Origin of the sequence: Paraburkholderia sp. GAS41, from assembly GCF_050436545.1 — a bacterium.
Lineage (GTDB): Bacteria > Pseudomonadota > Gammaproteobacteria > Burkholderiales > Burkholderiaceae > Paraburkholderia.
The window spans coordinates 56,330-77,655 of the sequence record NZ_JBNDMK010000018.1; the positions used below are offsets into that span (position 1 = coordinate 56,330).

General features: G+C 62.9%; 25 protein-coding genes. 11 read left to right on the forward strand and 14 right to left on the reverse strand.

Annotation, left to right across the window (positions count from 1 at the left end; all coding sequences use genetic code 11):
• Window positions 1-7 precede the first annotated feature (7 nt).
• On the reverse strand, window positions 8-1,297 hold the full coding sequence (locus P3T43_RS22980) for an ABC transporter substrate-binding protein (protein ID WP_429283340.1): 1,290 nt from the start codon (window positions 1,295-1,297) through the stop codon (window positions 8-10).
• A 152-nt stretch (window positions 1,298-1,449) separates the two neighbouring features.
• On the opposite strand from P3T43_RS22980, the gene P3T43_RS22985 reads away from it, so the two are divergent.
• A complete protein-coding gene (locus tag P3T43_RS22985) occupies window positions 1,450-2,523 on the forward strand; it encodes a LacI family DNA-binding transcriptional regulator (RefSeq protein ID WP_429283341.1) in 1,074 nt (357 codons plus the stop codon).
• Here P3T43_RS22985 and P3T43_RS22990 read toward each other — a convergent pair.
• Entirely contained in the window at window positions 2,520-2,699 is a 180-nt protein-coding gene (locus tag P3T43_RS22990) for a hypothetical protein (RefSeq protein ID WP_429283342.1), read from the reverse strand. The genes P3T43_RS22985 and P3T43_RS22990 overlap by 4 nt on opposite strands.
• A gap of 101 nt (window positions 2,700-2,800) precedes the next feature.
• Here P3T43_RS22990 and P3T43_RS22995 point away from each other — a divergent pair, with 101 nt between their 5' ends.
• Window positions 2,801-3,211 (forward strand): CocE/NonD family hydrolase C-terminal non-catalytic domain-containing protein, encoded by a 411-nt coding sequence (locus P3T43_RS22995; RefSeq protein ID WP_429283433.1) that lies wholly within the window; start codon window positions 2,801-2,803, stop codon window positions 3,209-3,211.
• A gap of 113 nt (window positions 3,212-3,324) precedes the next feature.
• Here P3T43_RS22995 and P3T43_RS23000 read toward each other — a convergent pair whose 3' ends face one another.
• The 4 genes from P3T43_RS23000 to P3T43_RS23015 all read right to left on the reverse strand — a co-directional run bounded on the left by P3T43_RS23000 (window position 3,325) and on the right by P3T43_RS23015 (window position 6,328).
• A complete protein-coding gene (locus P3T43_RS23000) occupies window positions 3,325-4,128 on the reverse strand; it encodes a transporter substrate-binding domain-containing protein (RefSeq protein WP_429283343.1) in 804 nt (267 codons plus the stop codon).
• Window positions 4,129-4,261: 133 nt separating this feature from the next.
• Window positions 4,262-5,464, reverse strand: a complete 1,203-nt coding sequence (locus tag P3T43_RS23005; RefSeq protein WP_429283344.1) for an ammonium transporter — start codon at window positions 5,462-5,464, stop codon at window positions 4,262-4,264.
• Between the two features lie 239 nt (window positions 5,465-5,703).
• On the reverse strand, window positions 5,704-5,964 hold the full coding sequence (locus P3T43_RS23010) for a GlsB/YeaQ/YmgE family stress response membrane protein (RefSeq protein ID WP_429283345.1): 261 nt from the start codon (window positions 5,962-5,964) through the stop codon (window positions 5,704-5,706).
• 37 nt (window positions 5,965-6,001) lie between these two features.
• Window positions 6,002-6,328: an HdeA/HdeB family chaperone gene (locus tag P3T43_RS23015; RefSeq protein ID WP_429283346.1), complete on the reverse strand. Its 327-nt coding sequence runs from the start codon at window positions 6,326-6,328 to the stop codon at window positions 6,002-6,004.
• A 276-nt stretch (window positions 6,329-6,604) separates the two neighbouring features.
• On the opposite strand from P3T43_RS23015, the gene P3T43_RS23020 reads away from it, so the two are divergent.
• Complete coding sequence (locus tag P3T43_RS23020) at window positions 6,605-7,351, forward strand: hypothetical protein (protein WP_429283347.1); 747 nt, start codon at window positions 6,605-6,607, stop codon at window positions 7,349-7,351.
• A gap of 16 nt (window positions 7,352-7,367) precedes the next feature.
• Here P3T43_RS23020 and P3T43_RS23025 read toward each other — a convergent pair whose 3' ends face one another.
• Together P3T43_RS23025 and P3T43_RS23030 are read right to left on the reverse strand one after the other, a co-directional pair.
• Window positions 7,368-7,907 carry a DUF6622 family protein gene (locus P3T43_RS23025; RefSeq protein ID WP_429283348.1) on the reverse strand — a complete coding sequence of 180 codons (540 nt, stop codon included), beginning with the start codon at window positions 7,905-7,907 and terminating at the stop codon, window positions 7,368-7,370.
• A gap of 325 nt (window positions 7,908-8,232) precedes the next feature.
• Window positions 8,233-9,177: a LysR family transcriptional regulator gene (locus P3T43_RS23030; RefSeq protein ID WP_429283349.1), complete on the reverse strand. Its 945-nt coding sequence runs from the start codon at window positions 9,175-9,177 to the stop codon at window positions 8,233-8,235.
• Window positions 9,178-9,477: 300 nt separating this feature from the next.
• Between P3T43_RS23030 and P3T43_RS23035 the strand changes: the two genes are divergently transcribed.
• On the forward strand, window positions 9,478-9,633 hold the full coding sequence (locus P3T43_RS23035) for a hypothetical protein (protein WP_429283350.1): 156 nt from the start codon (window positions 9,478-9,480) through the stop codon (window positions 9,631-9,633).
• 448 nt (window positions 9,634-10,081) lie between these two features.
• On the opposite strand, the gene P3T43_RS23040 is transcribed toward P3T43_RS23035, so the two are convergent.
• Window positions 10,082-10,336, reverse strand: coding sequence for a hypothetical protein (locus tag P3T43_RS23040; RefSeq protein WP_429283351.1), 255 nt, complete (start codon window positions 10,334-10,336; stop codon window positions 10,082-10,084).
• 568 nt (window positions 10,337-10,904) lie between these two features.
• Here P3T43_RS23040 and P3T43_RS23045 point away from each other — a divergent pair.
• The 6 genes from P3T43_RS23045 (at window position 10,905) to P3T43_RS23070 (ending at window position 16,963) form a co-directional block, all read left to right on the forward strand.
• Window positions 10,905-11,954: a LacI family DNA-binding transcriptional regulator gene (locus P3T43_RS23045; protein ID WP_429283352.1), complete on the forward strand. Its 1,050-nt coding sequence runs from the start codon at window positions 10,905-10,907 to the stop codon at window positions 11,952-11,954.
• Window positions 11,955-12,080: 126 nt separating this feature from the next.
• Entirely contained in the window at window positions 12,081-13,163 is a 1,083-nt protein-coding gene (locus P3T43_RS23050; RefSeq protein WP_429283353.1) for an ABC transporter substrate-binding protein, read from the forward strand.
• Window positions 13,160-13,984 carry an ABC transporter permease gene (locus P3T43_RS23055; RefSeq protein ID WP_429283354.1) on the forward strand — a complete coding sequence of 275 codons (825 nt, stop codon included), beginning with the start codon at window positions 13,160-13,162 and terminating at the stop codon, window positions 13,982-13,984. Before P3T43_RS23050 ends, P3T43_RS23055 begins: the two co-directional genes overlap by 4 nt.
• A gap of 36 nt (window positions 13,985-14,020) precedes the next feature.
• On the forward strand, window positions 14,021-14,986 hold the full coding sequence (locus P3T43_RS23060; protein WP_429283355.1) for an ABC transporter permease: 966 nt from the start codon (window positions 14,021-14,023) through the stop codon (window positions 14,984-14,986).
• Window positions 14,983-16,062, forward strand: coding sequence for an ABC transporter ATP-binding protein (locus tag P3T43_RS23065; protein ID WP_429283356.1), 1,080 nt, complete (start codon window positions 14,983-14,985; stop codon window positions 16,060-16,062). Before P3T43_RS23060 ends, P3T43_RS23065 begins: the two co-directional genes overlap by 4 nt.
• Window positions 16,063-16,135: 73 nt before the next feature.
• Window positions 16,136-16,963 carry a phosphodiesterase gene (locus P3T43_RS23070; protein ID WP_429283357.1) on the forward strand — a complete coding sequence of 276 codons (828 nt, stop codon included), beginning with the start codon at window positions 16,136-16,138 and terminating at the stop codon, window positions 16,961-16,963.
• A gap of 44 nt (window positions 16,964-17,007) precedes the next feature.
• On the opposite strand, the gene P3T43_RS23075 is transcribed toward P3T43_RS23070, so the two are convergent.
• Window positions 17,008-17,508, reverse strand: a complete 501-nt coding sequence (locus P3T43_RS23075) for a DUF2569 domain-containing protein (RefSeq protein ID WP_429283358.1) — start codon at window positions 17,506-17,508, stop codon at window positions 17,008-17,010.
• Between the two features lie 254 nt (window positions 17,509-17,762).
• On the opposite strand from P3T43_RS23075, the gene P3T43_RS23080 reads away from it, so the two are divergent.
• Complete coding sequence (locus P3T43_RS23080) at window positions 17,763-18,965, forward strand: MFS transporter (RefSeq protein ID WP_429283359.1); 1,203 nt, start codon at window positions 17,763-17,765, stop codon at window positions 18,963-18,965.
• Window positions 18,966-19,017: 52 nt separating this feature from the next.
• On the opposite strand, the gene P3T43_RS23085 is transcribed toward P3T43_RS23080, so the two are convergent.
• The 4 genes from P3T43_RS23085 to P3T43_RS23100 form a co-directional block, all read right to left on the reverse strand.
• Window positions 19,018-19,458 (reverse strand): response regulator, encoded by a 441-nt coding sequence (locus P3T43_RS23085; protein WP_429283360.1) that lies wholly within the window; start codon window positions 19,456-19,458, stop codon window positions 19,018-19,020.
• 219 nt (window positions 19,459-19,677) lie between these two features.
• Entirely contained in the window at window positions 19,678-20,310 is a 633-nt protein-coding gene (locus P3T43_RS23090) for a response regulator (RefSeq protein ID WP_429283361.1), read from the reverse strand.
• A 109-nt stretch (window positions 20,311-20,419) separates the two neighbouring features.
• Window positions 20,420-20,977 (reverse strand): ferritin-like domain-containing protein, encoded by a 558-nt coding sequence (locus P3T43_RS23095; protein WP_429283362.1) that lies wholly within the window; start codon window positions 20,975-20,977, stop codon window positions 20,420-20,422.
• Between the two features lie 82 nt (window positions 20,978-21,059).
• Window positions 21,060-21,221 carry a DUF1328 domain-containing protein gene (locus P3T43_RS23100; protein WP_006052455.1) on the reverse strand — a complete coding sequence of 54 codons (162 nt, stop codon included), beginning with the start codon at window positions 21,219-21,221 and terminating at the stop codon, window positions 21,060-21,062.
• Window positions 21,222-21,326 lie beyond the last annotated feature (105 nt).

A 21,326-nucleotide genomic window follows, 5' to 3' on the forward strand; every position in this document is an offset into this window, starting at 1 on the left:
GTCCGGCTTACTGCGTTTTGGCTGCGGCGGCCAGCTTGTCCGCTGCATCCTGGGCGGTCTCGTTGTCGTCGTTCCAGTAGTTGCCGAGCACATCGTAGAAGGCGCCTTCGACCGCCGGCGTATCGACCATGTCATGCGCCCACGACGGCACGAGCGTGCCCTTCGCCTGCGAGCTCGTGAAATCGGCCGCCGAGCGATGCGCGCAGGCGTCGAACTTCGACAGATCCATGCCCTGGCGTACCGGAATCGAACCCTTGTTGAGGTTGAAGATTTCCTGGAACTTCGGACTCAGAAGCAAGCTCGCGAGATCCTTCTGGCCTTTCTCGACATCCGGGCTCTTGACCTTGAAGAACGCAAAGCTGTCGACATTGAACGTATAGGCGTTTTGCGAGCCCGGACCCGGCACGCACAGATAGTCTTTACCCGGCACCTTGTTGGCCACGCTGAATTCGCCCTTGGCCCAGTCGCCCATGAACTGCATGGCCGCCTTGCCGGAGATCACCATGCCGGTTGCCATGTTCCAGTCGCGACCCGTCTGGCCCTTGTCGGTATAGGCCTTGATCTTCTTGAAGGTTTCCAGCGCCTTGACCATGGTCGGGCCTTTAAGCGTTGCCTGATCGAGTTGGACGAAGGCCTTCTTGTAGAACGCCGCGCCACCCACGCCAAGCGCGACCGTCTCGAAGGTTTCGGCCTGCTGCCACGACTGGCCGCCAATCGCGACCGGCGTGATGCCTGCTTTCTGCAACGCGTCGGCGGTCTTGAAGAACTCGTCCCACGTCGCCGGAGGCTGCGCGTTGACCTTCTTCAGCGCATCGGCGTTGATCCACAGCCAGTTGACACGGTGCACGTTGACCGGCGCCGCCACATATTGGCCCTTGTATTTCATGATGCTCGAAATCTGCGGCGGGATCAGCTTGTCCCAGCCTTCGCTCTTCGCCACATCGTCAATGGATAGCAGTACACCTTCGTCGCCCCATTCCTGAATGGCCGGGCCCTTGATCTGCGCTGCCGCAGGCGGATTGCCGGCGATCACGCGCGTCTTGAGCGCGGTCATGGCGTTGCCGCCGCCACCGCCCGCAACGGCGAAGTCCTTCCACGTGTCGCCCTTCTCTTCGAGCATCTGCTTGAGGACCTGGGCGGATTTCGCCTCGCCGCCCGAGGTCCAGTAATGCAGCACTTCAACCTCCGCGGAGTGCGCGCCACCGGCGGCAACCAGCGCCGCGACGCCGAGCGCGCAGGCAGTGAACTTCGCGGTCCGGCTGGTTGACTTCGACAGGTGGCGTGATTGGGTTCGCATGCGGCAGTCTCCTTGTTGGGTCGTGGTTCGTCGTATTCTGGATGATGCGCATGGTAGCGCTACCATTCTGACCGCCCTATCCGGGTGAACCCTGCCTCATGCCGCGCTTTCTCGCGCTTCCTTTCCGGCGTCGGCGAGGCGATACTCGCACGATGAACAGAAAACCGACCGGCGCAACCCGCGCCATTCGCGAAGTCGAAGCACCCACGCGTCAGCCTGCGCGGCGCCGGCCGAGCGGCCGCGCCACGATTGCCGATGTCGCAGAGCGCGCCCAGGTCAGTCCCATGACCGTATCGCGCGCCCTCAAGAATCCGGCGCAAGTGCTGCCCGAGGCGCGCGCACGGGTCGAGGCCGCCGTCGCGGCGCTCGGCTATGTGCCGAACCATGCGGCGCGCACGCTCGCCTCCTCGCGTTCGCGTGTGGTGGGAGTGCTGGTGCCGTCGTTATCGAACGCGGTGTTCGTCGATACGCTCGCCGGTATTCAGGATTGCCTGGGACCCGCGGGATATCAATTCCTGATTGGCAATACGAACTATTCTGCCGACAAGCAGGCTGAGCTCGTCACGACCTACCTCGCGCACGCACCAGACGGCTTTCTCGTCACGGGCATCGACGGTTCCGCAGCCATCCGTCAGCGTCTTGCTGCGGCCCGCGTGCCGGTGGTTCATATGTACGATCTGAGCCGCGCACCCGGCGAATGGTCGGTCGGATTTTCGCAGCAGAGCGCGGGCTTCACGCTCACGCGATATCTGCTGGAGCGCGGTTACCGGCGGCCGGGATTCGTGGCTGCGCAACTGGACCCCCGCACCATGCAGCGCCGCGCCGGATTTCGCCGCGCGCTGCGCGAGGCCGGACTCGACCCCGATGTTGAGATTCTGACCGGCGAGCCATCGAGCGTCGGCCTTGGCTCGAAACTGCTCGCACGGATGCTCGAACATGCGCCCACGTGCGACGCCATTTTCTGCTGCAACGACGACCTCGCGCTTGGCGCGTTGTTCGAATGCCAGCGGCGCGGCATCGCCGTGCCGGGACAGATTGCGATTGCGGGATTCAACGACCTGCCGCCCTCCGCCTGGGCGACACCGTCGCTCACGACAATCACGACGCCGCGCTACCAGATAGGCTTCGAGGCCGCGCGCCTGCTGTTGCAGATACTGGATGGAACGCCGCCCGAACGGAATCACGTGGATCTGTGCTTTACGCTGACGCCGCGCGAAAGTGCCTAGGATGAGCGCTGCTTGTCCGAACGATGGGCAAGCGCGATGGCGTCGAGTCCTGCCATCACGAAGCGTACGAAGTCCTCCGCTAGCGCCTCTTTGTCTTTGACGACGGCGGGCAACAGCGCAGCCTGCATCTGCCTTGGCGCGACCATCATCGCGACGCAAGGGAGCACGGTGAACATCACGGCTCGCTGGACGGCCGCAGTCCTGGGGTTGAGCCCCAGCACCGGGCCTGACATGGACGAGTCAACCGCTGACCGAGGATCTCGATGTCGTCGGGGACATCGAACTGCAACTCGACGCGCAAAGTACCGCGCCGGATACGGCGTGGATTGCGATTCTGCAGCATGTCGATGCCTCGGGTGCGGTGACGGAAGTCACCGCCGGCTATCTGCGAGCCAGCCTGCGCGCGGTCGAAGAAACTGACAGCCGCCCCGGCGCGCCCGTCCTTCCTTGCAGGACATTCGACGCCGTGCCCGTCGGCAAACTGGTGCAATACCGCATCCCCATGGTTGCCAATGCACGACGATTCCCGGCGGGTCATCGCATCCAGCTTTTCCTGACCAGTGACGACCAGAATCCGGAGACGCCCGCGTTGCTGAGCTTTCGCCATGCCAGTGTTGGCACCATCAGCCTCAACACGATCAGTTCGTCGTCCCGCTTGATGCTGCCGGTGTTGGCAAAGACGCACTGAAGTGCGCGGAGGTTACGCGGCGCCCGCTTCTCATTCGATCCGGGCATTGATATCGCAGACGGGCAATCGGCCGGTCGGCACTCAAGTGCTGACCGGCCGCAGAAGGCTACGGCTTAGTGTGCGATGGGTTGCGTGACGTCGGTGCCGAACCAGTGCACCGAGATTTTCTTCATCGTGCCGTCCTGCGTCAGCGACGTGAGCGCGTCATTGATCGCCTTGGCAAACTTGGGATTGCCCTTGCGGAAAGGGATGCCCATTTCCTGGTCGGCGCCCCTGAGCACTTCGCCCGGACGAAGCGGCAACTGCGATGCCTTGATGACGTACGGCAGCATCAGCCGGTCGTCGATCGTCGCGTCGATGCGGCCCGACGCCAGATCACGGAGCTTTTCGGGTGCGCCGGGATAAGTCTGCACGTTGATGCCCGATACGGCCCGCGCCATCTGATCGTAGTTCGTGCCGAGCGTCACGCCCAGCTTCTTGTCGCCCTTGAATTCATCGAGCGACTTGAGGTCGCGCTTGTCGTCCGAACGCTGGATCAGCTGCGCAGCGGAATACGTGTAGGGCTGGCTGAAATCCAGCGCCTCCTTGCGTTGCGGCGTGATGGTCACCTGGTTGACGATGACGTCGAATTTCCCGGCCTGCAGGCCCGCGATGATACCGCTCCACTCGGTGGGAACGAACTCCGGCTTGACGCCCAGTTTGGCTGCGACCGCCTTCGCCACGTCCACGTCGAAGCCTTCGAGTTCGCCCTGGCTGTTACGGGAATCGAAGGGAGGATATGTGCCTTCCAGACCGATCTTGAGTACCCCGGCCTGCTTGACGGAGTCGAGCAGATCTTCCGCGTGCGCGGCGACCGCGGTAAAGCCCAGCATGGATATCGCCACCACACTCGAACACAGCGCCTTCGAAAACTTCATGACATGTCTCCTGTTTATTTGAATGTTGGACTGCGCGACGACTTTACCATCGAGCATCGCAAAGCGGCCAACCATGTCATGGTAACAAAGGACGCATCAGCGCTTGCGCGCGCTGCCCGCGCAAGCCAGCAGCTCAAACCACCGTTTCACGCTCGGGGGTGGCGCTGATGCTGTGAATCGACAGGTCCGCGCCCTGGTATTCCTCCTCCTGATCGAGCCGCAGACCGATGGTCGCGCGGATCACGCCGTACACGACGAGCCCCCCGGCCGTCGCGATGACGATGCCGCCAAGCGTGCCGATCACCTGCGATACGAACGACACGCCGCCGATCCCGCCCAGCGCTTTCAGGCCGAAGATACCGGCGGCGATGCCGCCCCACGCGCCGCACAGTCCATGCAGCGGCCAGACCCCCAGCACGTCGTCGATCTTCCAGCGATTCTGCGCATGCGTGAACATGAAGACGAACAACACGCCGGCGATCGCGCCCGTGACGAGCGCGCCGAACGGATGCATCAGATCCGAGCCGGCACAGACCGCGACGAGGCCAGCAAGCGGCCCGTTGTACGTGAAGCCCGGATCGTTGCGTCCGGCGAGCCACGCGCTCAAGGTGCCGCCGACCATCGCCATCAACGAATTGACCGCGACGAGCCCGCTGATCTTGTCGACCGTTTGCGCGCTCATCACATTGAAGCCGAACCAGCCGACCGTCAGAACCCATGCACCCAGCGCGAGAAACGGAATATTCGACGGCGGATGCGCGGAAATCCGCCCGTCACGGTGATAACGGCCATGACGCGCGCCGACCAGCAGCACCGCCGGCAAGGCCACCCAGCCGCCGAACGCATGCACGACCACCGAGCCGGCGAAATCGTGAAATGGCGCACTCGTCATGTGAGCGAGCCAATCCTGAATGCCGAAGCGGTTATTCCACACGATGCCTTCGAAAAACGGATACACGAAACCGACCAGCACGGCCGTCGCGCACAGTTGCGGATTGAACCGGGTGCGCTCGGCGATACCGCCCGAGACGATGGCGGGGATGGCCGCCGCGAAAGTCAGCAGGAAGAAGAAGCGTACGAGGCTGTAGCCGTTGTCTTGGGCCAGCGACGTCGCATCGCCGAAGAACTGCACGCCGTAGGCGATCCAGTAGCCGATCACGAAGTAAGCGATGGTCGACACCGCAAAGTCGACCAGTATTTTGACCAGCGCGTTGACCTGATTCTTCTTGCGCACGGTTCCGAGTTCGAGAAACGCGAAACCCGCGTGCATCGCCAGAACCATGCCGGCGCCAAGCAGCAGAAAGAGGGTATCGGTTCCCGATTTCAACGTGTTCATATGTTCCAGATTGGGGCACGGGAGGATAGAAGGCGGCGATGTATGCAAATGTTGGGCCACGATGGGTTGGAGATGGCCCTGTTGCGGTGCTTGCGGGTGGAGAGTGGCGCTTCGATGGTGCGTTCGGGAGAACGCGAGCGCCAACCGGGTGCGTAGGGGGTCGCTTTTGAATGCACGTCTTTGGGGCGTGCTTGCACGTAAATTGCGCTCTGCGCACGGCCGTGGTGCCGATTCAGGAATCAGTTCGAGCGGTAGAAGCGGATCAAAACCAGTACGACCAATGCACCCGCGGTCGACACCACGATGTCGAGAAAAAGGCTGTTCGGAACCGTCAGCGCCAACGCATGCGCAATTCCAGACGCCATGCAGGCGCCCAGAATGCCCAGCACGATATCCTTGAGAATGCCGTAGGGCCTGCCTCGCCAGACAAAGCTGGCAAGTCCGCCCGCAATCGCGCCGCTCAAGATCCAGATGAGCAGGCTGTGGGAAGTATCACTCATTCGTTGTCCTCGATGAAGTGAACGGACCTGGCCGCCATCAGTGATGGTCGAAGAGTGCGATCTTGTTGGCTTTGATCATGGATCTGACTTTCGACATGAAGGGAGCATGCGGGTCCCGCTTGCACTCTTCCGCCACCGTCTCGCCCACCGGGTGGGCGGTATCGATGACCATGGTGTCGGTGCCTCTCACGCCAAGCTTATCGACGCCTGCGACCCAGTAAACCAGCGCGGGACGATAGACCTCGTCAACGGAGACGAAGTCCTCACAGGTCATTTTCGCCGGGCTCAACGGCTTCTCTTGCGCGCTGGCCGTATGAGCGACGAACAAACAGGCCACGATGGCCAGAACTTTCACGGATTTCATCAGGTACTCCAGGTGTCGATTAATGGGGTTTTGCAGCGGGGCTGCGGCATGACGTCAACAAGTCGTAGTGGACATACCGTCCGTCATGGAAATACATCGTAAGGACCTGGAATTAGCCCAGAATTACATCAACGTACGATGCTTTTCGCCTCAGGAGGCGTGCAACGTCCTGACGTTAGTGGACCTGCCCTTCATCCCCGCTCGTGATGACAGGGTGTACATTAAGGCCTCGTTGTTAGCCGATCTTCGTTGAATCCCGGATACCAGGGTGCCGCCATGAAAAGAATACTGATGGGCGTCGGGTGTAGCTTGATTCTCGGTGCTTGCAGCACGGGTAGTCCGTCGCGCCTACAGGTCCAGTCTGCGACCAACCTGCTGGTCTCTTCCGCGGGCGTCTACAGCGGCACGTCCTCGACGCGCGCCCCCGTCACCCTCCTCTCGCTTTTCGATGGGTCCGCCTATCTTTTCTATCAGGAGCCGGTGGCCGGCGTCATTATCGTGACCAACGGCCAGCAGACGGATGGTGGCCAGTTCAATGGCAGATCGGGCACCCAGTACAGTTTCGCGCCGGCAGCAGCGGCTTCGCCGGTGAGGGTGCAGATCGACTTCTCGCAATCGCCGAATGTGAGCGGCACGGTCGTCGCATCGAACCAGCCAGCCGTGCCCATGACCTTCTCCGCGACCTCCGAACCTTCGTTGGGACAAGGGCCCGGTCTTGGCGCGATTGCCGGCGAATACAGCGGGCCGATGCGCTCGTTACAGGGTAATGGGGCAGCGCAAATGCTCATCGCGCGTGACGGATTGCTGGCGGGCAGCACTTCCAGCGGGTGCGAGTTTCGCGGCAGCGTTTCACCCGATAGTGGCGTCAATGCCTACAGTGCATCCATCACGTTCAACGCTGCCCCGTGTGCGGTGCCGAACGCCACGATCACGGGGCATGCCTTGCTCCATGAAGGCCGTCTGCTGATTGCCTTGCCGAAGCAGGATCGCTCCGACATCGTCCTGTTCGACGGCACGAGATGATGACTGGTTCGTGGATCTAATCGGCTTTGACTTTGAATTGAGGTGAATAGGCGTGCACCACCCGGCGCACGCTCATGGCGCGCCAATAGGTGATAAACCGGCCACCGAACACGCCCGCGATCAAGCCCGACACAGCGGCCCCGATCAGCATATACATTCCAAGCGACGATACGTCGGTCGCCGTCGCCATCTGGAACCCGAGCCAGAATTTGCTGACGAATATGGCAACGATAAGAAGCAACGGCACCACTGAACCCGGCACCATCACGGTATTGGCAATCGGATTGACAATGAAGCGCGTCCGGCTCGCCATGAAAACACCGGCACCGATGCCGACCACTGCGCCAGTCGCCCATGCGATCGCGTCCGACCATCCGGCGAGCGGACTCGAAACCAGATGGGCGATGCCCCAGCCCGCAAAGATGAGCGGGACGATGGCCAGCCTCGAGAGTGGCGCCGTCCTGCTGTGCAACGCCTTAACACCCCGCGACAAAAGGACGGCGAGTAACACCCAGACCCAGATCGGTGTGCCGTGAATGATTGCTGCCGCTGACATGATGACCTCCATCAGAGATGATGATTTCGCGAAACGCGACGAACATCGGGATTGCCGAATGATCAGGATCGTAGCGGCGCTGAATTAGCTAAGAATGAGAGAGGTAAGCGGTTTCAGTCGACCCGTAACCGGCCATGCGATTGACGGAGTCGCCGCCTTGGGCGTATTTCTCTTCACAAGAGGCGCGGCGTATGACGTGCGTTGACGCGACGGTCGAATGGCAATGCGGGAGCGTCTGGTTATGGAAATAAGCTGTCTCTGGCGATTTCGGTGTGGCGGCACGTGCGTGCCGCGTCGCGCGCCATCCAAGGCCACTCAAGGCCGCTCAAGAACAGAGATGCTTGGCGCCGACGATCTTTTGTTCGTCCAGATGCCGCAGGATCACATTGCTGATCACGTTTGACGCCGCGTGAGCTGCCGGCGATAAAGGCCTTTCAGCCGACCTTATCTGACTCGCCGTCATATAGACTGGCGGCTCGAGAGGCACCGCTTTCATGTCCTCCCCGCCTCGGGTATGGGACAAGTCGCCGATTGCCAGAAGCGCAGAGCCGAGACCGGCCTGAACCGCTGAAATCTGCGCCCAGAAATCGTTCTCGACAATGATGGCTACCGCATGCGGACCTTCGTTGAAGACCGGATCCAGCAGCGTTTTCACAATGTGTTTGTGCGGAAGCTCGGGCAGGATGAGCGGCAGATGCCGCAGCGCGCTCCACGTAACGGAGTCCTGCTTGCCGAGCGTCGTGCGTTGCGCAATCAGAAAAAGTTGCTGCTTGAAAAGCGCCTGGCTGGCGACACCCACTGCGAATTCGCCGTCGAAAATCAGCGCGATATCGAGGCTGTGTTCGCGAACGCGGTTGCTCAGGAGTTCGCTTGCGGCGCGGACCAGATGCAGTGTGACATTGGGCAAAGCCGCTTTGCAGGCGCCCGTCACCGCGTTTGCCATGAACTCGGCCAACACTTCCGACATGCCAAGCCGAACGACGCCATTGACCTCTTCGCCGCAGGAGCGAACGAGGTCCGGTAGATGCTCGATACGGTCGATGATCGCCGTGGCTTCCGCATACAGCAGCTTTCCGGCGGCCGTGACTTGCACGCCCCGCGCGCTGCGGTGCAACACGGGGACACCCAACGTCTCTTCGAGCTCGCTCATCTGCTGGCTGAGAGCGGGTTGCGCGACATGAATCAGGGTTGCCGCACGCGAGAAGCTACCCGCGTCGACGATCTTGATGAAGTAAAGCAGATGCCTCAGTTGTATTCGCGATCGTCTCATGCCCGCTCCACGAAACCAGACTCGCCTACGGCCTGTGCGTCAGCTTACGAAAATGTCGTGATTCGTTAACGATTCAGTAATGTATACCATTCAGCCGTTTCGTTCCGGCAGGCGGCGATTCTGGCTTGAGGCCAGCGCACGGTTGACTGAAGGGCACAATTGAATTGCCACTCACCATTTTGTTTTCGCGGCGAAATTCGCCCACAATCCGCTACTTCGAGCGCATGTGATCAGCGAGCCGCTGCAGGTGTAGCAGGTTGATCTCGCCCTCACCCCATCCGAACCTTTCGAGCTCTTCGCATGAACCAGATACAGACCTGCACGCTGGACCAGCACAACCGCGCCACCCACCTCGCTCATGAAAACGAACGCCTGCGTGAGGCGATGCACGTGATTGCCGTCATTGCGGCCGGAGCGATTAGTCCGCAGCAGAATAAACTCAAGGCATCATCGTAGGTAAGTTGTTGCCACGCCTTCTCGCCCGCAACTCTGTCGCGCCCAATGTGCTCGTGAGACGTCCTGTGCGGGTCGACTTTCTTCCGGCCGTTCTGCAATACATCGAGTTGATACACTCGGCGTCGAGCACGGTACTCCTGCCGATAAATCGTGAACAGAAAGTGCACAGACGGCGGTCTCTGACCGTACTTTATAAGCAGGTCGGCGCTGACACCCTGGATACGCTTACCGTCTTCGTCAGTCACACCGAAAGCACAGTTGGCGACGCCAACCACTTCCGGCGCCCAGTCCCAACCATCGGAAGGGTCCCCGTATTTTATGAGTTCCAGAATTTTCTTGGCTTCGTCTGATGGCAGGTCGTCAATCATCGTTGGTCAATTTACCGCTATCTAGCTGATCAGACGTGTGACCCCGACGGTCGCCCACCAATTCGTATGATGTTACAACATCATACCCGCGCAGCGATCTGCTCCGACGCCTCACGGTAGTAGTCCTCCGGGAGGATACTCAGATCCTTCTGGCCACCGATCCTGACTAGCGTCATCACGCCGACCTTGCGTGAGAAGCGGGTCAGCGCTTCTGCCCGGCTGTCATCAAAGTGGCTATCTTCGATCTTGAGCGACGCCCTTGCCTTTCTGAACAGGAAGGTCAGCGAATGTGACGTTGTAGTGAAGCAATGTGCGCGGTCGACTACGGACGCCAACAGTCTAATAGCCGCGCGTGAGAGTGGAACCTGTCGAGGGCGCCGACCGTGGTGACGGGGAGAACTTCTGGTGCCGGGGACCGGACTCGAACCGGCAAGCTGTTAAGCGGCGGATTTTCGTCACACCACGTCTTTCGACGCCGACGGACACCGGGCGGCATCCTCGTTCGTGCGCTGGACTATGCCTTCGCCATCGCGGCTACGCTGTGCGGTAAAAATCCGCCAGCACAAACCACCTTAGGCGCCCCCCGTCTAGTCTCTACACCTTCCGCAACGGCGCATGTTTGCGACGGTGGGCTTGGCTCGGCGTTGCCTCAGTCCCGCGTGCAGCGGAAAACCAGGGGTTTCACCGAATTTGAGGGGTTCTGCACCGGCCGTTTCCGGACGGGCACTCAATATTTTAAGTCCGCTATGTTTACCAATTTCATCACCCCGGCAGGGCGGACGCGATTCTACCATTGCGTCGCGGCCGCACCAAACCCGCGCGTTCCGAGTCATCGCAGAGTCATAAAGCGTCCTGATAATGCCTTCGACGAAAACGTTTACAACCCGAGTGGAAACGACAGCGATGACCCCCACCATCAAGGATGTCGCGGCACACGCAGGCTTCTCGATTGCCACGGTATCGCGCGCCATCAACGCGCCCCATACCGTGAATCCGGTCACGCTCGACAAGGTGCGCCAGTCAATCGACGCCCTCAACTTCCGTCCCAGCCCGCTCGGCCGCCAGCTACGCGGCGAGCGTACCCGCCTGATCGGCGTGATCCTGCCCACGCTCGCCAATCCGGTGTTCGCGGAATGCCTGCAAGGCATCGACGAACTGGCCTGCGCGCACGGCTATCGCCTGATGCTGATGACCACCCAGTACGATGCCGATCGCGAGCGACACGCCATCGAAACGCTGCGCCAGCAGCGCGTCGAAGGTCTGATCCTGACGGTGGCCGACGCCGACACCCATCCGCTGCTCGACGAACTCGACCGCGACGGTCTGCTCTACGTGCTGATGCACAACGATACGGTGCGCCGTCCATCGGTCTCGGTCGATAACCGCCTCGCCGCATATGACGGCGTGCGCATGCTGATCGCCCACGGCCATCGCCGCATCCTGATGCTGGCCGGCACGCTCGCCGCTTCGGATCGCGCGCGGCTGCGCCATCTCGGCTACGCGCAGGCCATGCAGCAGGCCGGGCTCACCCCCGCCCCGGCGCTCGAAATCGATTTCAATGCCGACGAGCTCGCGCCCTCGGTCCTCGCGCATCTGACCAACGGCCCGAACCGCCCCACCGCCCTCTTCTGCAGCAACGATCTGCTGGCGATGGTCGTGATGCGCGGCCTGCGTCGCGCGCGTCTGCAGATTCCCACGGATATGTCGATCCTCGGCTTCGACGGTCTCGCTATGGGCGAATTGCTGCAACCGCCGCTCGCCAGCATCGGCGCGCCGAATCGCGAGATCGGCTGCGCGGCCTCGCGACGGCTGCTGGCGCGCATCGACGGCAGCTACGCGGACACCTCGCTCGCGCTCACGCTGCCGCACACCTTGCGCGAAGGCGCGACGATCGCGGCGATCTCGAACACGAGCGACGCGCCCCGCATGCGCCCGCTGCAACCCCTCGTGTAAGCGCGCCCGCAAGCGCTGATGCCGCGCTCTGATAACAACGCGCCGGGCCGCGCGACACCATGCAGCACCGTATCGCCGGCCCATCCCGCCCCGACTCTCGCCTCATTCCTTCCAAGGAGACCCGCTGTGACCCGCCGTTCCCTCTGCTCTGGTCTGCTCTTGCGCAACCTGACCGCCACGCTCAGGCGCGCGAGCGCCGCTGTGCTGTGTGCGTCGGCTGTCGTCGCCACCGCGTTGACGACCCTCGTCGCTCCGGCCACGGCCCATGCCGACGAAACCGCCATCTGCTACAACTGCCCGCCCGAATGGGCCGACTGGGCGAGCCAGATCAAGGCGATTCAGGCGAGCACCGGCATCCGCGTCCCGTTCGACAACAAGAACTCCGGCCAGGCGATCGCGCAGATGATGGCCGAGCAGAAAAGCCCGGTCGCGGACGTGGTCTATCTGGGCGTGTCGTCGGCCTTTCAGGCGAAAGACAAAGGCGTGATCCAGCCGTACAAGCCGGCTCACGGGGACGACATTCCCGCCAGCCTGAAGGACCCGCAAGGTTACTGGTTCGCGATCCATTCGGGCACGCTGGGCTTTTTCGTCAACAAGGACGCGCTCGAGGGCAAGCCGGTGCCGCGTTCGTGGGCGGATCTGCTGAAGCCCGAGTACAAGGGAATGATCGGCTACCTCGATCCGTCCAGCGCGTTCGTCGGTTACGCGGGCGCGGTGGCCGTGAATCAGGCACTCGGCGGCAGTTTCGACAACTTCCAGCCGGGTCTCGACTGGTTCCGCAAGCTCAAGGCCAACGCGCCGATCGTGCCGAAGCAGACCGCCTACGCACGCGTGCTCTCCGGCGAGATTCCAATCCTGCTCGACTACGACTTCGACGCCTACCGCGCAAAGTACAAGGATCAGGCCAACGTCGAATTCGTGATTCCTCAGGAAGGCACGATCTCTGTGCCGTACGTGATGAGCCTCGTCAAGGGTGCGCCGCATGAAGCGAACGGCAAGAAGGTGCTCGATTTCGTGCTGTCCGATGAAGGCCAGAAGCTGTGGGCCAGCGCCTATCTGCGCCCGGTGCGTGCCAGCGCCATGAGCCCCGAGGCTGCCGCGAAGTTTCTGCCCGCCGGCGACTACGCCCGCGCGAAGCCGGTCGATTTCGGCAAGATGGCCGCCAAGCAGCAAAGCTTCGGCGAACAGTATCTTCAGGTGATGCATTGAACGACGTCACGTTTCCGCTACGCTGGCGCATCGCGTTGATCGCGCCGGCGCTGGCGGTTTTCATCGCTTTCTGGCTGCTGCCGATGGGCGCGCTCGCGCAGTTGAGCGGCAACGGCCACGCGTTCGACACTTACCGCGCGCTGCTCACCAACGCCCGTTACATGACCAGCCTCGGCGCAACGGTGCTGCTCTCCGCAGCCGTGACGGCAACCACGCTGGTGCTCTCCGTGATCTCGGGCCTGCTGCTCGCGCGGCGCGAATTTCCCGGCAAACGTCTATTGCTGGCACTCCTGACCTTTCCGCTGGCGTTTCCCGGCGTGGTGGTCGGCTTCATGGTCATCATGCTGGCCGGACGTCAGGGTTTGCTCGGCGCCTTGTCGCTGAAGCTGACCGGCGACCGCTGGGTCTTCGCGTATTCGATGAGCGGACTTTTTCTCGGCTATCTGTACTTCTCGATTCCACGCGTGATCGTCACCGTGATGGCCTCGGCGAGCAAGCTCGATGCGTCGCTGGAGGAAGCCGCCCGCTCGCTGGGCGCCTCGCCGTGGCAGATCATGCGCGACATCGTGTTGCCCGCGCTGGCACCGGGCCTGATTGCTGCCGGCGCCGTGTGTTTCGCCACCGCAATGGGCGCGTTCGGCACGGCCTTCACGCTCGCGACCGACATCGACGTGCTGCCCATGACCATTTACACCGAGTTCACGCTGAACGCGAACATGGTGACGGCCGCGGGCCTGTCCATCGTGCTCGGCCTCGTCACCTGGCTGGTGCTGGCGTTGGCGCGCAGCGTCACCGGCGCGGCAGTCGCAGCAAGCGCCTGAGTGAGCGACTAGTCCTTTCCGAATGAAAATCCGCCAATGAATTCCGTCACCGATACCGCCAGGCCACCCGCAGCGCCGCCCTCTGCGCCCGTTACGCGGCGCCGCGCCCTGCCGCGCCTGTCGTCGCGCACGCTGCTGGCCGCCGGTCAATGGCTCGTCACCCTGCTGCTGTGCGCGTTTCTGATCGTACCGGTCGTGATGTCGATCATGGCCGGTCTCACCGTCAACTACTTCAAGGGCGTCTCGAGCGGTCTCACACTGCGCTGGCTGATCGAGGTGTGGACGCAATATCACGCGTCGGTTTTCCTGTCGCTCGAAGTGGCGGCGGCCACGCTCGTCATCACGCTCCTGACCGGCGTGCCGGCGGGCTATACGCTCGCCCGCAGCAAGACCCGCCTCGCGCGCGTCATCGAAGAATTTCTGGTGCTGCCCATCGCCCTGCCCGGTCTCGCGTCCGCCCTCGCCTTGCTGGTGGTGTACGGCGGCTTCACGATGTTTCGCATGAGCGTTGGGTTCATCGTGGTCGGCCACGTGGTGTTCACGCTGCCGTTCATGGTGCGCGCGGTCGCCGCTGTCTGCGCGAGCGCCGATCTGCGCACGCTCGAAGAAGGCGCCGCGAGCCTCGGCGCGAGCTTCGTGCAGCGCTTCCTGACCATCGTGCTGCCGAATGTGCGGCCGGGTATCGTCGCAGGCGCGCTGGCCGTGCTGACGCTGTCCATCGGCGAATTCAACCTCACGTGGATGCTGCATACGCCCGACACCAAGACCTTGCCCGTGGGTCTTGCGGACACCTATGCATCGCTACGCATCGAAATCGGCAGCGCTTACACCATTCTGTTTTTCATCATGACCATGCCACTCTTGGTGGCGATGCAATGGCTCGGCGTCGATGCCACCGGGCAGCGCAATACCTCGGCCAAACGCCAGCGTCCGGCACGCGCGCCAGGTGCCTCGAATGCGTCGGGTCAGCCCGCTTCAACCCGCTCCAACGACACGCCATGAAACTCGCTCCCGTTCCCATCACGCTCACGCAATGTGCCAAGACGTTTCGCGGCGCGCGCGTGCTCGAGCCATTGAACCTGCAGATCGGTGCCGGTGAAACGCTGGTGCTGCTCGGACCCTCCGGATGCGGTAAAACCACCACTCTGCGCATGATCGCGGGCCTCGAAACGCCCGACGTGGGCGGGCGAATCGCCTTTGGCGATGACGACGTCACCGCACTGCCCATCGAAAAGCGTCAGGTGGGCATGGTGTTCCAGAGTTACGCGCTGTTTCCGAACCTGACCGTGCGCGGCAACATCGGCTATGGCCTGAAAATCAAACGGGTCGCGACGGAGCTGGCGCGCCAACGCGTCGATGAACTGCTGGCGATGATGCGGCTCACCGGGCATGCCGACAAACCGGTCGACCAGCTCTCCGGCGGCCAGCGTCAGCGGGTCGCGCTCGCGCGTGCGCTGGCCATGCAACCGCGCGTGCTGCTGCTCGACGAGCCGCTCACCGCCCTCGATGCCCGGCTGCGCGACGCCTTGCGCAGTGAAATGAACGCGCTGCTGCGCGAGCTCGGCATCACCACCGTCTACGTCACGCACGACCAGGCCGAGGCGATGGAACTGGGCGACCGCATCGTCGTAATGAGCGCCGGACGTATCGAGCAGATCGGCACGCCACGCGACATCTACTATCGTCCCGCGAACCGCACGGTCGCGCAGTTCGTCGGCACGATCAACCGTCTCGCCGGCGAGCGGCGCGACGGCATGCTGACGACCACCGGCGGCGCCGTTCCGCTTCCCGCGCGGACCGTGGCGACAGGTCCATCGCCGCAGCTGGCGCACTCAGCGGCTACGGGGCACAACGAACTGTTTTTCCGGCCCGAAGACGCGTGGCTCGCCGATCCCGCCAGCGCGCACTTGCGCGGCACGATCGAAGCCGCAGCGTTTCTCGGCGAGCGGACCCGCCTGACGATTGGCGGAGCGGCACCCGATACGCTGATCGTCGATGTCGCCGGCCGGGTCGAACTGGCACGCGGCACGCCGGTAGGCATTTCGATCGCCCCCGAAGCGCTGATTGCGCTATCGTGAGTTTGGCGCGCCTGCCGCGAATCCTTGCGACGAATTCTTGCAAACCCCTGCGCATCTTTAAGGACATTTCCCCATGTTGCTAGCCCAGATCAGCGACCTGCATATCAAACGGCGCGGCGCGCTGGCTTACCGGCGGGTCGATACGGGCGCCGCGCTCGCGCGCTGCGTCGCCGCGCTCAATGCGCTCGAGCCACGTCCCGACGTGGTCGTCATGACGGGCGACCTCGTCGACCAGGGCGACCCCGAACAATACGCCCACCTCAAGGCGCTGCTCACGCCGCTCGAGATTCCGTACTATCTGCTGGTCGGCAATCACGACGACCGCGCCGCCCTGCGCGAAGTGTTCAGCGAGCGTGCCGAGTTACACACGGGGGGCGACTTCGTGCACTACGCAGCCGATATCGAACCGCTGCGCCTGATCGCGCTCGACTCGATGGTGCCGGGCCAAAGCGCGGGCACGCTCTGCGACGCCCGCCTCGCCTGGCTCGAAGCGCAACTCGACGCTTCGCGTGACAAGCCCGTGATCGTCGCCTTGCATCATCCCCCGTTCGAATGCGGCATCGGACATATGGACGAACTGCGCCTCGACCCACAAGCGGCCGACCGCCTGGCGGCGCTGATCGCGCGTCATCCGAATGTCGAGCGAGTGATTTGCGGCCATGTGCATCGGCCGATGTTCGTGCGCTTTGGCGGCACGATCGCCTCAGCGGTGCCGGCGCCCGCGCACCAGGTGGCGCTCGATCTGCGCGAGGACGCGCCGTCCGCCTTCGTGCTGGAGCCGCCCGCGTTCGCCCTGCACCGCTACGACGCGGCGAGCGGCCTCGTCACGCATCACGCGTATGTCGAGGCCGGCGAAGGTCCGTACCCGTTCTACGAGCCGGAAGGCGCCTTGATTGACTGAAGATCGTGCAGGGAATGGCGAACGTGCATTGACGCTGGCGGGCGTCAATGCACGACGAAGGTATGGCGCACGCGCAGCGAACATCTGAAGTAGGGAATCGCGAGGGTCGCGGCGGCGAGCGCCTGAATGAAGCCGTCGAACGGCACGGTGATGGCGATCGCAATGGCGTGAGTCATGTAATCGCCGAGCAGATACGCGATGCCGCGCATGACGACGATGCTCAGCAACCATGCCTGAAGATGCGCCGGAAAGCGCGCCGAGCGCCGCCAGCCGAGCATCAGCAACCAGCCCGCGCCCGCCACGATGAACGCGCCGATGGCCACGTCCATGCCGACCATCGCCAGCACCGTCCGATACCAGCCATGCGTTTCGGGCCGCACGAATACCGCGAGCAGTTCCCATTCGAGCATGGTCTCGAGCGGCTCGCGCATGTCGATGGCCGTGGTGGCCACCACCCACGCCAGTCCGAGCAGGACCAGCAGCAGCCAGCCGCCGAAGCCCTTCGGTTCTAATCCCTTTCGTTCAAATCCCGCTGCTGTATCCATGATGTGCTGCGCCTGAAGTCGCTGATCGCATGTCGCCGGTGGACGTTTGCCGGTCGCCCCGAAGCGGGGCCGCGCGATTTTACGGACATAAAGCGAACGACCATCTCATTTTTGTCATGACGGTATGCGCACCGCGAAACGCGAACTACGCAGCGCGAGCCAGCCCCAGGGTCCGTCAGCACGATCCGGCCCGCTCCGGTATCATCGGCACGCTTGGAGACCGTCCATTCAGGCGGTCCGAAACGCCTGCGCACATGTCCACTTCCGATTCCGCCTCCCCCGCCTCTGAACGCTCGCTGCGCAGCCTGTTGCTGCTGCTCGCCACCATCGCGGGTGTGTCCGTCGCGAACATCTATTACAACCAGCCGCTACTCGACAACTTCCGCGAGTCGTTCCCGCAGAGCGCGTCGTGGGTCGGCGCGGTGCCGGCCGTCACGCAACTGGGCTACGCCGCCGGCATGCTGCTGCTCGCACCGCTTGGCGACCGTTTCGACCGGCGCGGACTGATCCTGCTGCAGATCGCCGGCATGTGTGTCGCGCTGGTGGTCGCCACCCTGGCGCCGAACCTGACGGTCCTGATCGGCGCGAGCCTCGCGATCGGTGTGCTCGCAACCATCGCACAGCAAGCCGTACCGTTCGCCGCCGAAATCGCCTCCCCCTCCGGCCGGGGTCATGCGGTCGGCACGGTCATGAGCGGACTGCTGCTGGGGATTCTTCTGGCGCGGACCGCTGCGGGCTTCATCGCCCAATACTTCGGCTGGCGCGCGGTGTTCGGCGCCTCGGTGATCGCGCTGCTGGTGCTTGCGGTGGTGATCTGGCTGCGCCTGCCCAAAAGCAAGCCCACCTCGACCTTGCCGTACGGCAAGCTGCTCGTTTCGATGTGGCATCTGATCGTCGAACATCGCGGCCTGCGCGAGGCTTCGCTCACCGGTGCTTGCCTGTTCGCCGGTTTCAGCATTTTCTGGTCGGTGCTGGCGCTGCTGCTGGCGGGCGCGCCATTCCACCTCGGACCTCAGGCCACGGGGCTGTTCGGCATCGTCGGCGCCGCCGGCGCGATGGCCGCGCCGTTCGCCGGCAAGTTCGCCGACCGTCGCGGACCGCGCTCGATCATTACACTCGCGATCGCGCTGGTGGCCGTGTCGTTCGTGATTTTCGGCGTGTCGGCTACTAGCATCGTCGGGCTGGTGGTGGGCGTGATCGTTCTCGATGTCGGTGTGCAGGCCGCGCAGATCTCCAATCAATCGCGCATCTACGCGCTCTCGCCGCACGCGCGCAGCCGTGTGAATACCGTGTACATGGTCGCGTATTTCATCGGCGGCGCGGTGGGGTCGGCGATCGGCGCGATGGTCTGGCCGGCGTTTGGGTGGATTGGCGTGAGCATCGCCGGTTTGGTGTTTACGGGACTTGGCGCCTGGAATCATCTGCGCAAGGCGTCCCAGTCTGTCGCGACCTCCTGAGCGGAGCGCGGGTGGCCGAGTCGGGCGCGTGCGGCCTTCCGGCGCTTGCGTCTCAGGCCTCCGGCGGTCGTCTCTCGTTGCGTGTGTGAGCGTAGTCGTGCAATGCTTCGATAACCCGATCGAATTCAAACGACTTGTCGTAGAAATGGCGTACGCCGTATTGCAGGCAGCGTTCGCGGTACGCCGGTAACGCATGATTGGTCAACACCGCGGCGAAGGTGCGTTCGATCAACCCCTCCCGCTGCAGGTAGGCGAGCACTGGCACGCCTGAGCCATGCTTGAGTTGCAGGTCGATGATGACCGCATCGAAGCGCTCGTCCGCCAGCAGCGCGATCGCCTCGTCCGATGTATCGGCGTAAGCCGCCACATGCAGCACGCCCGAGGCGTCGATCGCTTCGACGAGACTGCGCCGGATCAACGCCGAATCCTCGATCAGCAGCACCCGCAAAGGCGGCTGGCCGGCGTTGGAAAGAGTGGTCGATTCGCTGCTCATTGCACTGGTCCGCGCGTCGCCGCGCGCCTGGCTCCTTTGCCCCGCGTTATTCGCCCGGCTAACCGCCCGGTTTCCGGAATGGTTGCGTGCCCGGTCACCTGTGCAGCCAGCGGGTCAATGCCCCGCCCATTCACCTGCTCATTCACCTGCGCATGGCAACGGCTCATGTCACCCGCTCGGGTCACCCACTCATTCACCCCCGCATGCCACCCGCACATATCACTCAATCAACCCGTTCTTGATCGCGTAATACGTCAGATCGGCGTTGTTGGTCAGGCGCATTTTCTCCAGCACGCGCGCCCGATAGGTACTCACCGTCTTCACCGATAAATGCAGCTCCTCTGCAATATCCGTTGGAATTTGCCCACCGGCGAGCTTGCAGAAAATCTGGAACTCCCGCTCCGACAACGCCTCGTGCGGACGCCCCGCGGCGGGCTTGTCGAGATTGTCGGCGAGAGTGTCGGCCACCGCCTCCGACAGATAACGGTGCCCCCGCGCCACCGCGCGGATCGCCCGCACGATTTCGTCCGGCTCGCAGTCCTTGTTCAGATACCCGTTGGCGCCCGCCCGCAACAGGTTGATGGCGTACTGGCTCTCCGGATAGCCGGACAGGATCAGCACGCCCTGGTCCGGGCGCACCTGCTTGACGATGCGCAAGGTGTCGATGCCATTCTTGTCCGGCATGGCGATATCCAGCAGCACCACGTCGAAAGCCTGCTCGCGCACGAGGCGGATGGTTTCGTCGCCGGTCGCGGCTTCCGCCGCCACGCACATATCCGGCTCGTCGGCGACGAACTGTCTGAACCCGCCTCGGACGATCGCGTGATCGTCGGCTATCAACACTCGGATCATCGGCTCCCCGCAGGTGCTGTGAAGATCGCGCCAGAGCAGACATTGTAATGACGTCCCGTCTCGCCGTGAGGCGAAACGTGCATGCGCTGCCCATGGGTTCGGTAGACGCTCACTCGCGGCCTTCGAGCAGGTCCGCCATGTCGTCGGCGTGCTCTTCCTCGACCGCCAGCACATCCTCGAAAATGCGCCGCGTGGTGATGTCGTTATCGCCCAGGTAGCGGATAATTTCGCGGTACGTATCAATGGCGATCCGCTCGGCGATCAGGTTCTCGCGGATCATGTCGGTCAGATTACCGCCTTCCTTGTACTCCGAATGCGAGCGGGTTTTCAGGCTGTCAGGTGCGAAGTCCGGCGCACCGCCCAACTGCACGATGCGTTCGGCAAAGCGGTCGGCGTGTTCCTGCTCCTCGGCGGCATGCTCGGCGAACTCGGTCGCAACGGCTTCCGAGTTGATGCCCTTGGCCATGAAATGATGGCGTTTGTAGCGCAGCGTGCAGACAATTTCCGTTGCCAACGCATCGTTCAACAACTTGAGCACCGTCTCCTTGTCGGCGCTGTAACTCTGCGTGACCGAGCCGTCGGACATATGCTTGCGGGCCTGTTCGCGGATCTTCTGCACATCCATCACGAACGAACCCTGGGGCTGGCTAGCTGGCTTGTTTGACATGGTGTTACTCCTTCATCCGGTATGGGGAACTGCACTTTCCGCACGAATCGCGCCTGACGCGCCAGTTGGCGCGAAGCGGCGTCTACGTTCGAAACACACCGAGCAGCAACGTGACGACAAACACAACCAGAAAGATATAAAACAGGATCTTGGCGATTTCAGCCGCGCCTGCCGCGATGCCGGTAAAACCGAACACGGCGGCAATGATGGCGATCACAAAAAATACGATGGCGTAGTGAAGCATGGTGACTCTCCTTCCTGAATGTTGAATGTGATGGATCGCCGGACCCGCGGCGCGGCCGTTCGAGGCGGGCTTCAGAAAAAGCGCCCGCCGCCGTACGCCGCGCCG

Coding starts and splice junctions, on each gene's coding strand:
- P3T43_RS22980 (WP_429283340.1), bottom strand. CDS start 1,297: ATGCGAACCCAATCACGCCACCTGTCGAAGTCAACCAGCCGGACCGCG.
- P3T43_RS22985 (WP_429283341.1), top strand. CDS start 1,450: ATGAACAGAAAACCGACCGGCGCAACCCGCGCCATTCGCGAAGTCGAA.
- P3T43_RS22990 (WP_429283342.1), bottom strand. CDS start 2,699: ATGTTCACCGTGCTCCCTTGCGTCGCGATGATGGTCGCGCCAAGGCAG.
- P3T43_RS23000 (WP_429283343.1), bottom strand. CDS start 4,128: ATGAAGTTTTCGAAGGCGCTGTGTTCGAGTGTGGTGGCGATATCCATG.
- P3T43_RS23005 (WP_429283344.1), bottom strand. CDS start 5,464: ATGAACACGTTGAAATCGGGAACCGATACCCTCTTTCTGCTGCTTGGC.
- P3T43_RS23010 (WP_429283345.1), bottom strand. CDS start 5,964: ATGAGTGATACTTCCCACAGCCTGCTCATCTGGATCTTGAGCGGCGCG.
- P3T43_RS23015 (WP_429283346.1), bottom strand. CDS start 6,328: ATGAAATCCGTGAAAGTTCTGGCCATCGTGGCCTGTTTGTTCGTCGCT.
- P3T43_RS23020 (WP_429283347.1), top strand. CDS start 6,605: ATGAAAAGAATACTGATGGGCGTCGGGTGTAGCTTGATTCTCGGTGCT.
- P3T43_RS23025 (WP_429283348.1), bottom strand. CDS start 7,907: ATGTCAGCGGCAGCAATCATTCACGGCACACCGATCTGGGTCTGGGTG.
- P3T43_RS23030 (WP_429283349.1), bottom strand. CDS start 9,177: ATGAGACGATCGCGAATACAACTGAGGCATCTGCTTTACTTCATCAAG.
- P3T43_RS23035 (WP_429283350.1), top strand. CDS start 9,478: ATGAACCAGATACAGACCTGCACGCTGGACCAGCACAACCGCGCCACC.
- P3T43_RS23045 (WP_429283352.1), top strand. CDS start 10,905: ATGACCCCCACCATCAAGGATGTCGCGGCACACGCAGGCTTCTCGATT.
- P3T43_RS23060 (WP_429283355.1), top strand. CDS start 14,021: ATGAATTCCGTCACCGATACCGCCAGGCCACCCGCAGCGCCGCCCTCT.
- P3T43_RS23065 (WP_429283356.1), top strand. CDS start 14,983: ATGAAACTCGCTCCCGTTCCCATCACGCTCACGCAATGTGCCAAGACG.
- P3T43_RS23070 (WP_429283357.1), top strand. CDS start 16,136: ATGTTGCTAGCCCAGATCAGCGACCTGCATATCAAACGGCGCGGCGCG.
- P3T43_RS23075 (WP_429283358.1), bottom strand. CDS start 17,508: ATGGATACAGCAGCGGGATTTGAACGAAAGGGATTAGAACCGAAGGGC.
- P3T43_RS23080 (WP_429283359.1), top strand. CDS start 17,763: ATGTCCACTTCCGATTCCGCCTCCCCCGCCTCTGAACGCTCGCTGCGC.
- P3T43_RS23085 (WP_429283360.1), bottom strand. CDS start 19,458: ATGAGCAGCGAATCGACCACTCTTTCCAACGCCGGCCAGCCGCCTTTG.
- P3T43_RS23090 (WP_429283361.1), bottom strand. CDS start 20,310: ATGATCCGAGTGTTGATAGCCGACGATCACGCGATCGTCCGAGGCGGG.
- P3T43_RS23095 (WP_429283362.1), bottom strand. CDS start 20,977: ATGTCAAACAAGCCAGCTAGCCAGCCCCAGGGTTCGTTCGTGATGGAT.
- P3T43_RS23100 (WP_006052455.1), bottom strand. CDS start 21,221: ATGCTTCACTACGCCATCGTATTTTTTGTGATCGCCATCATTGCCGCC.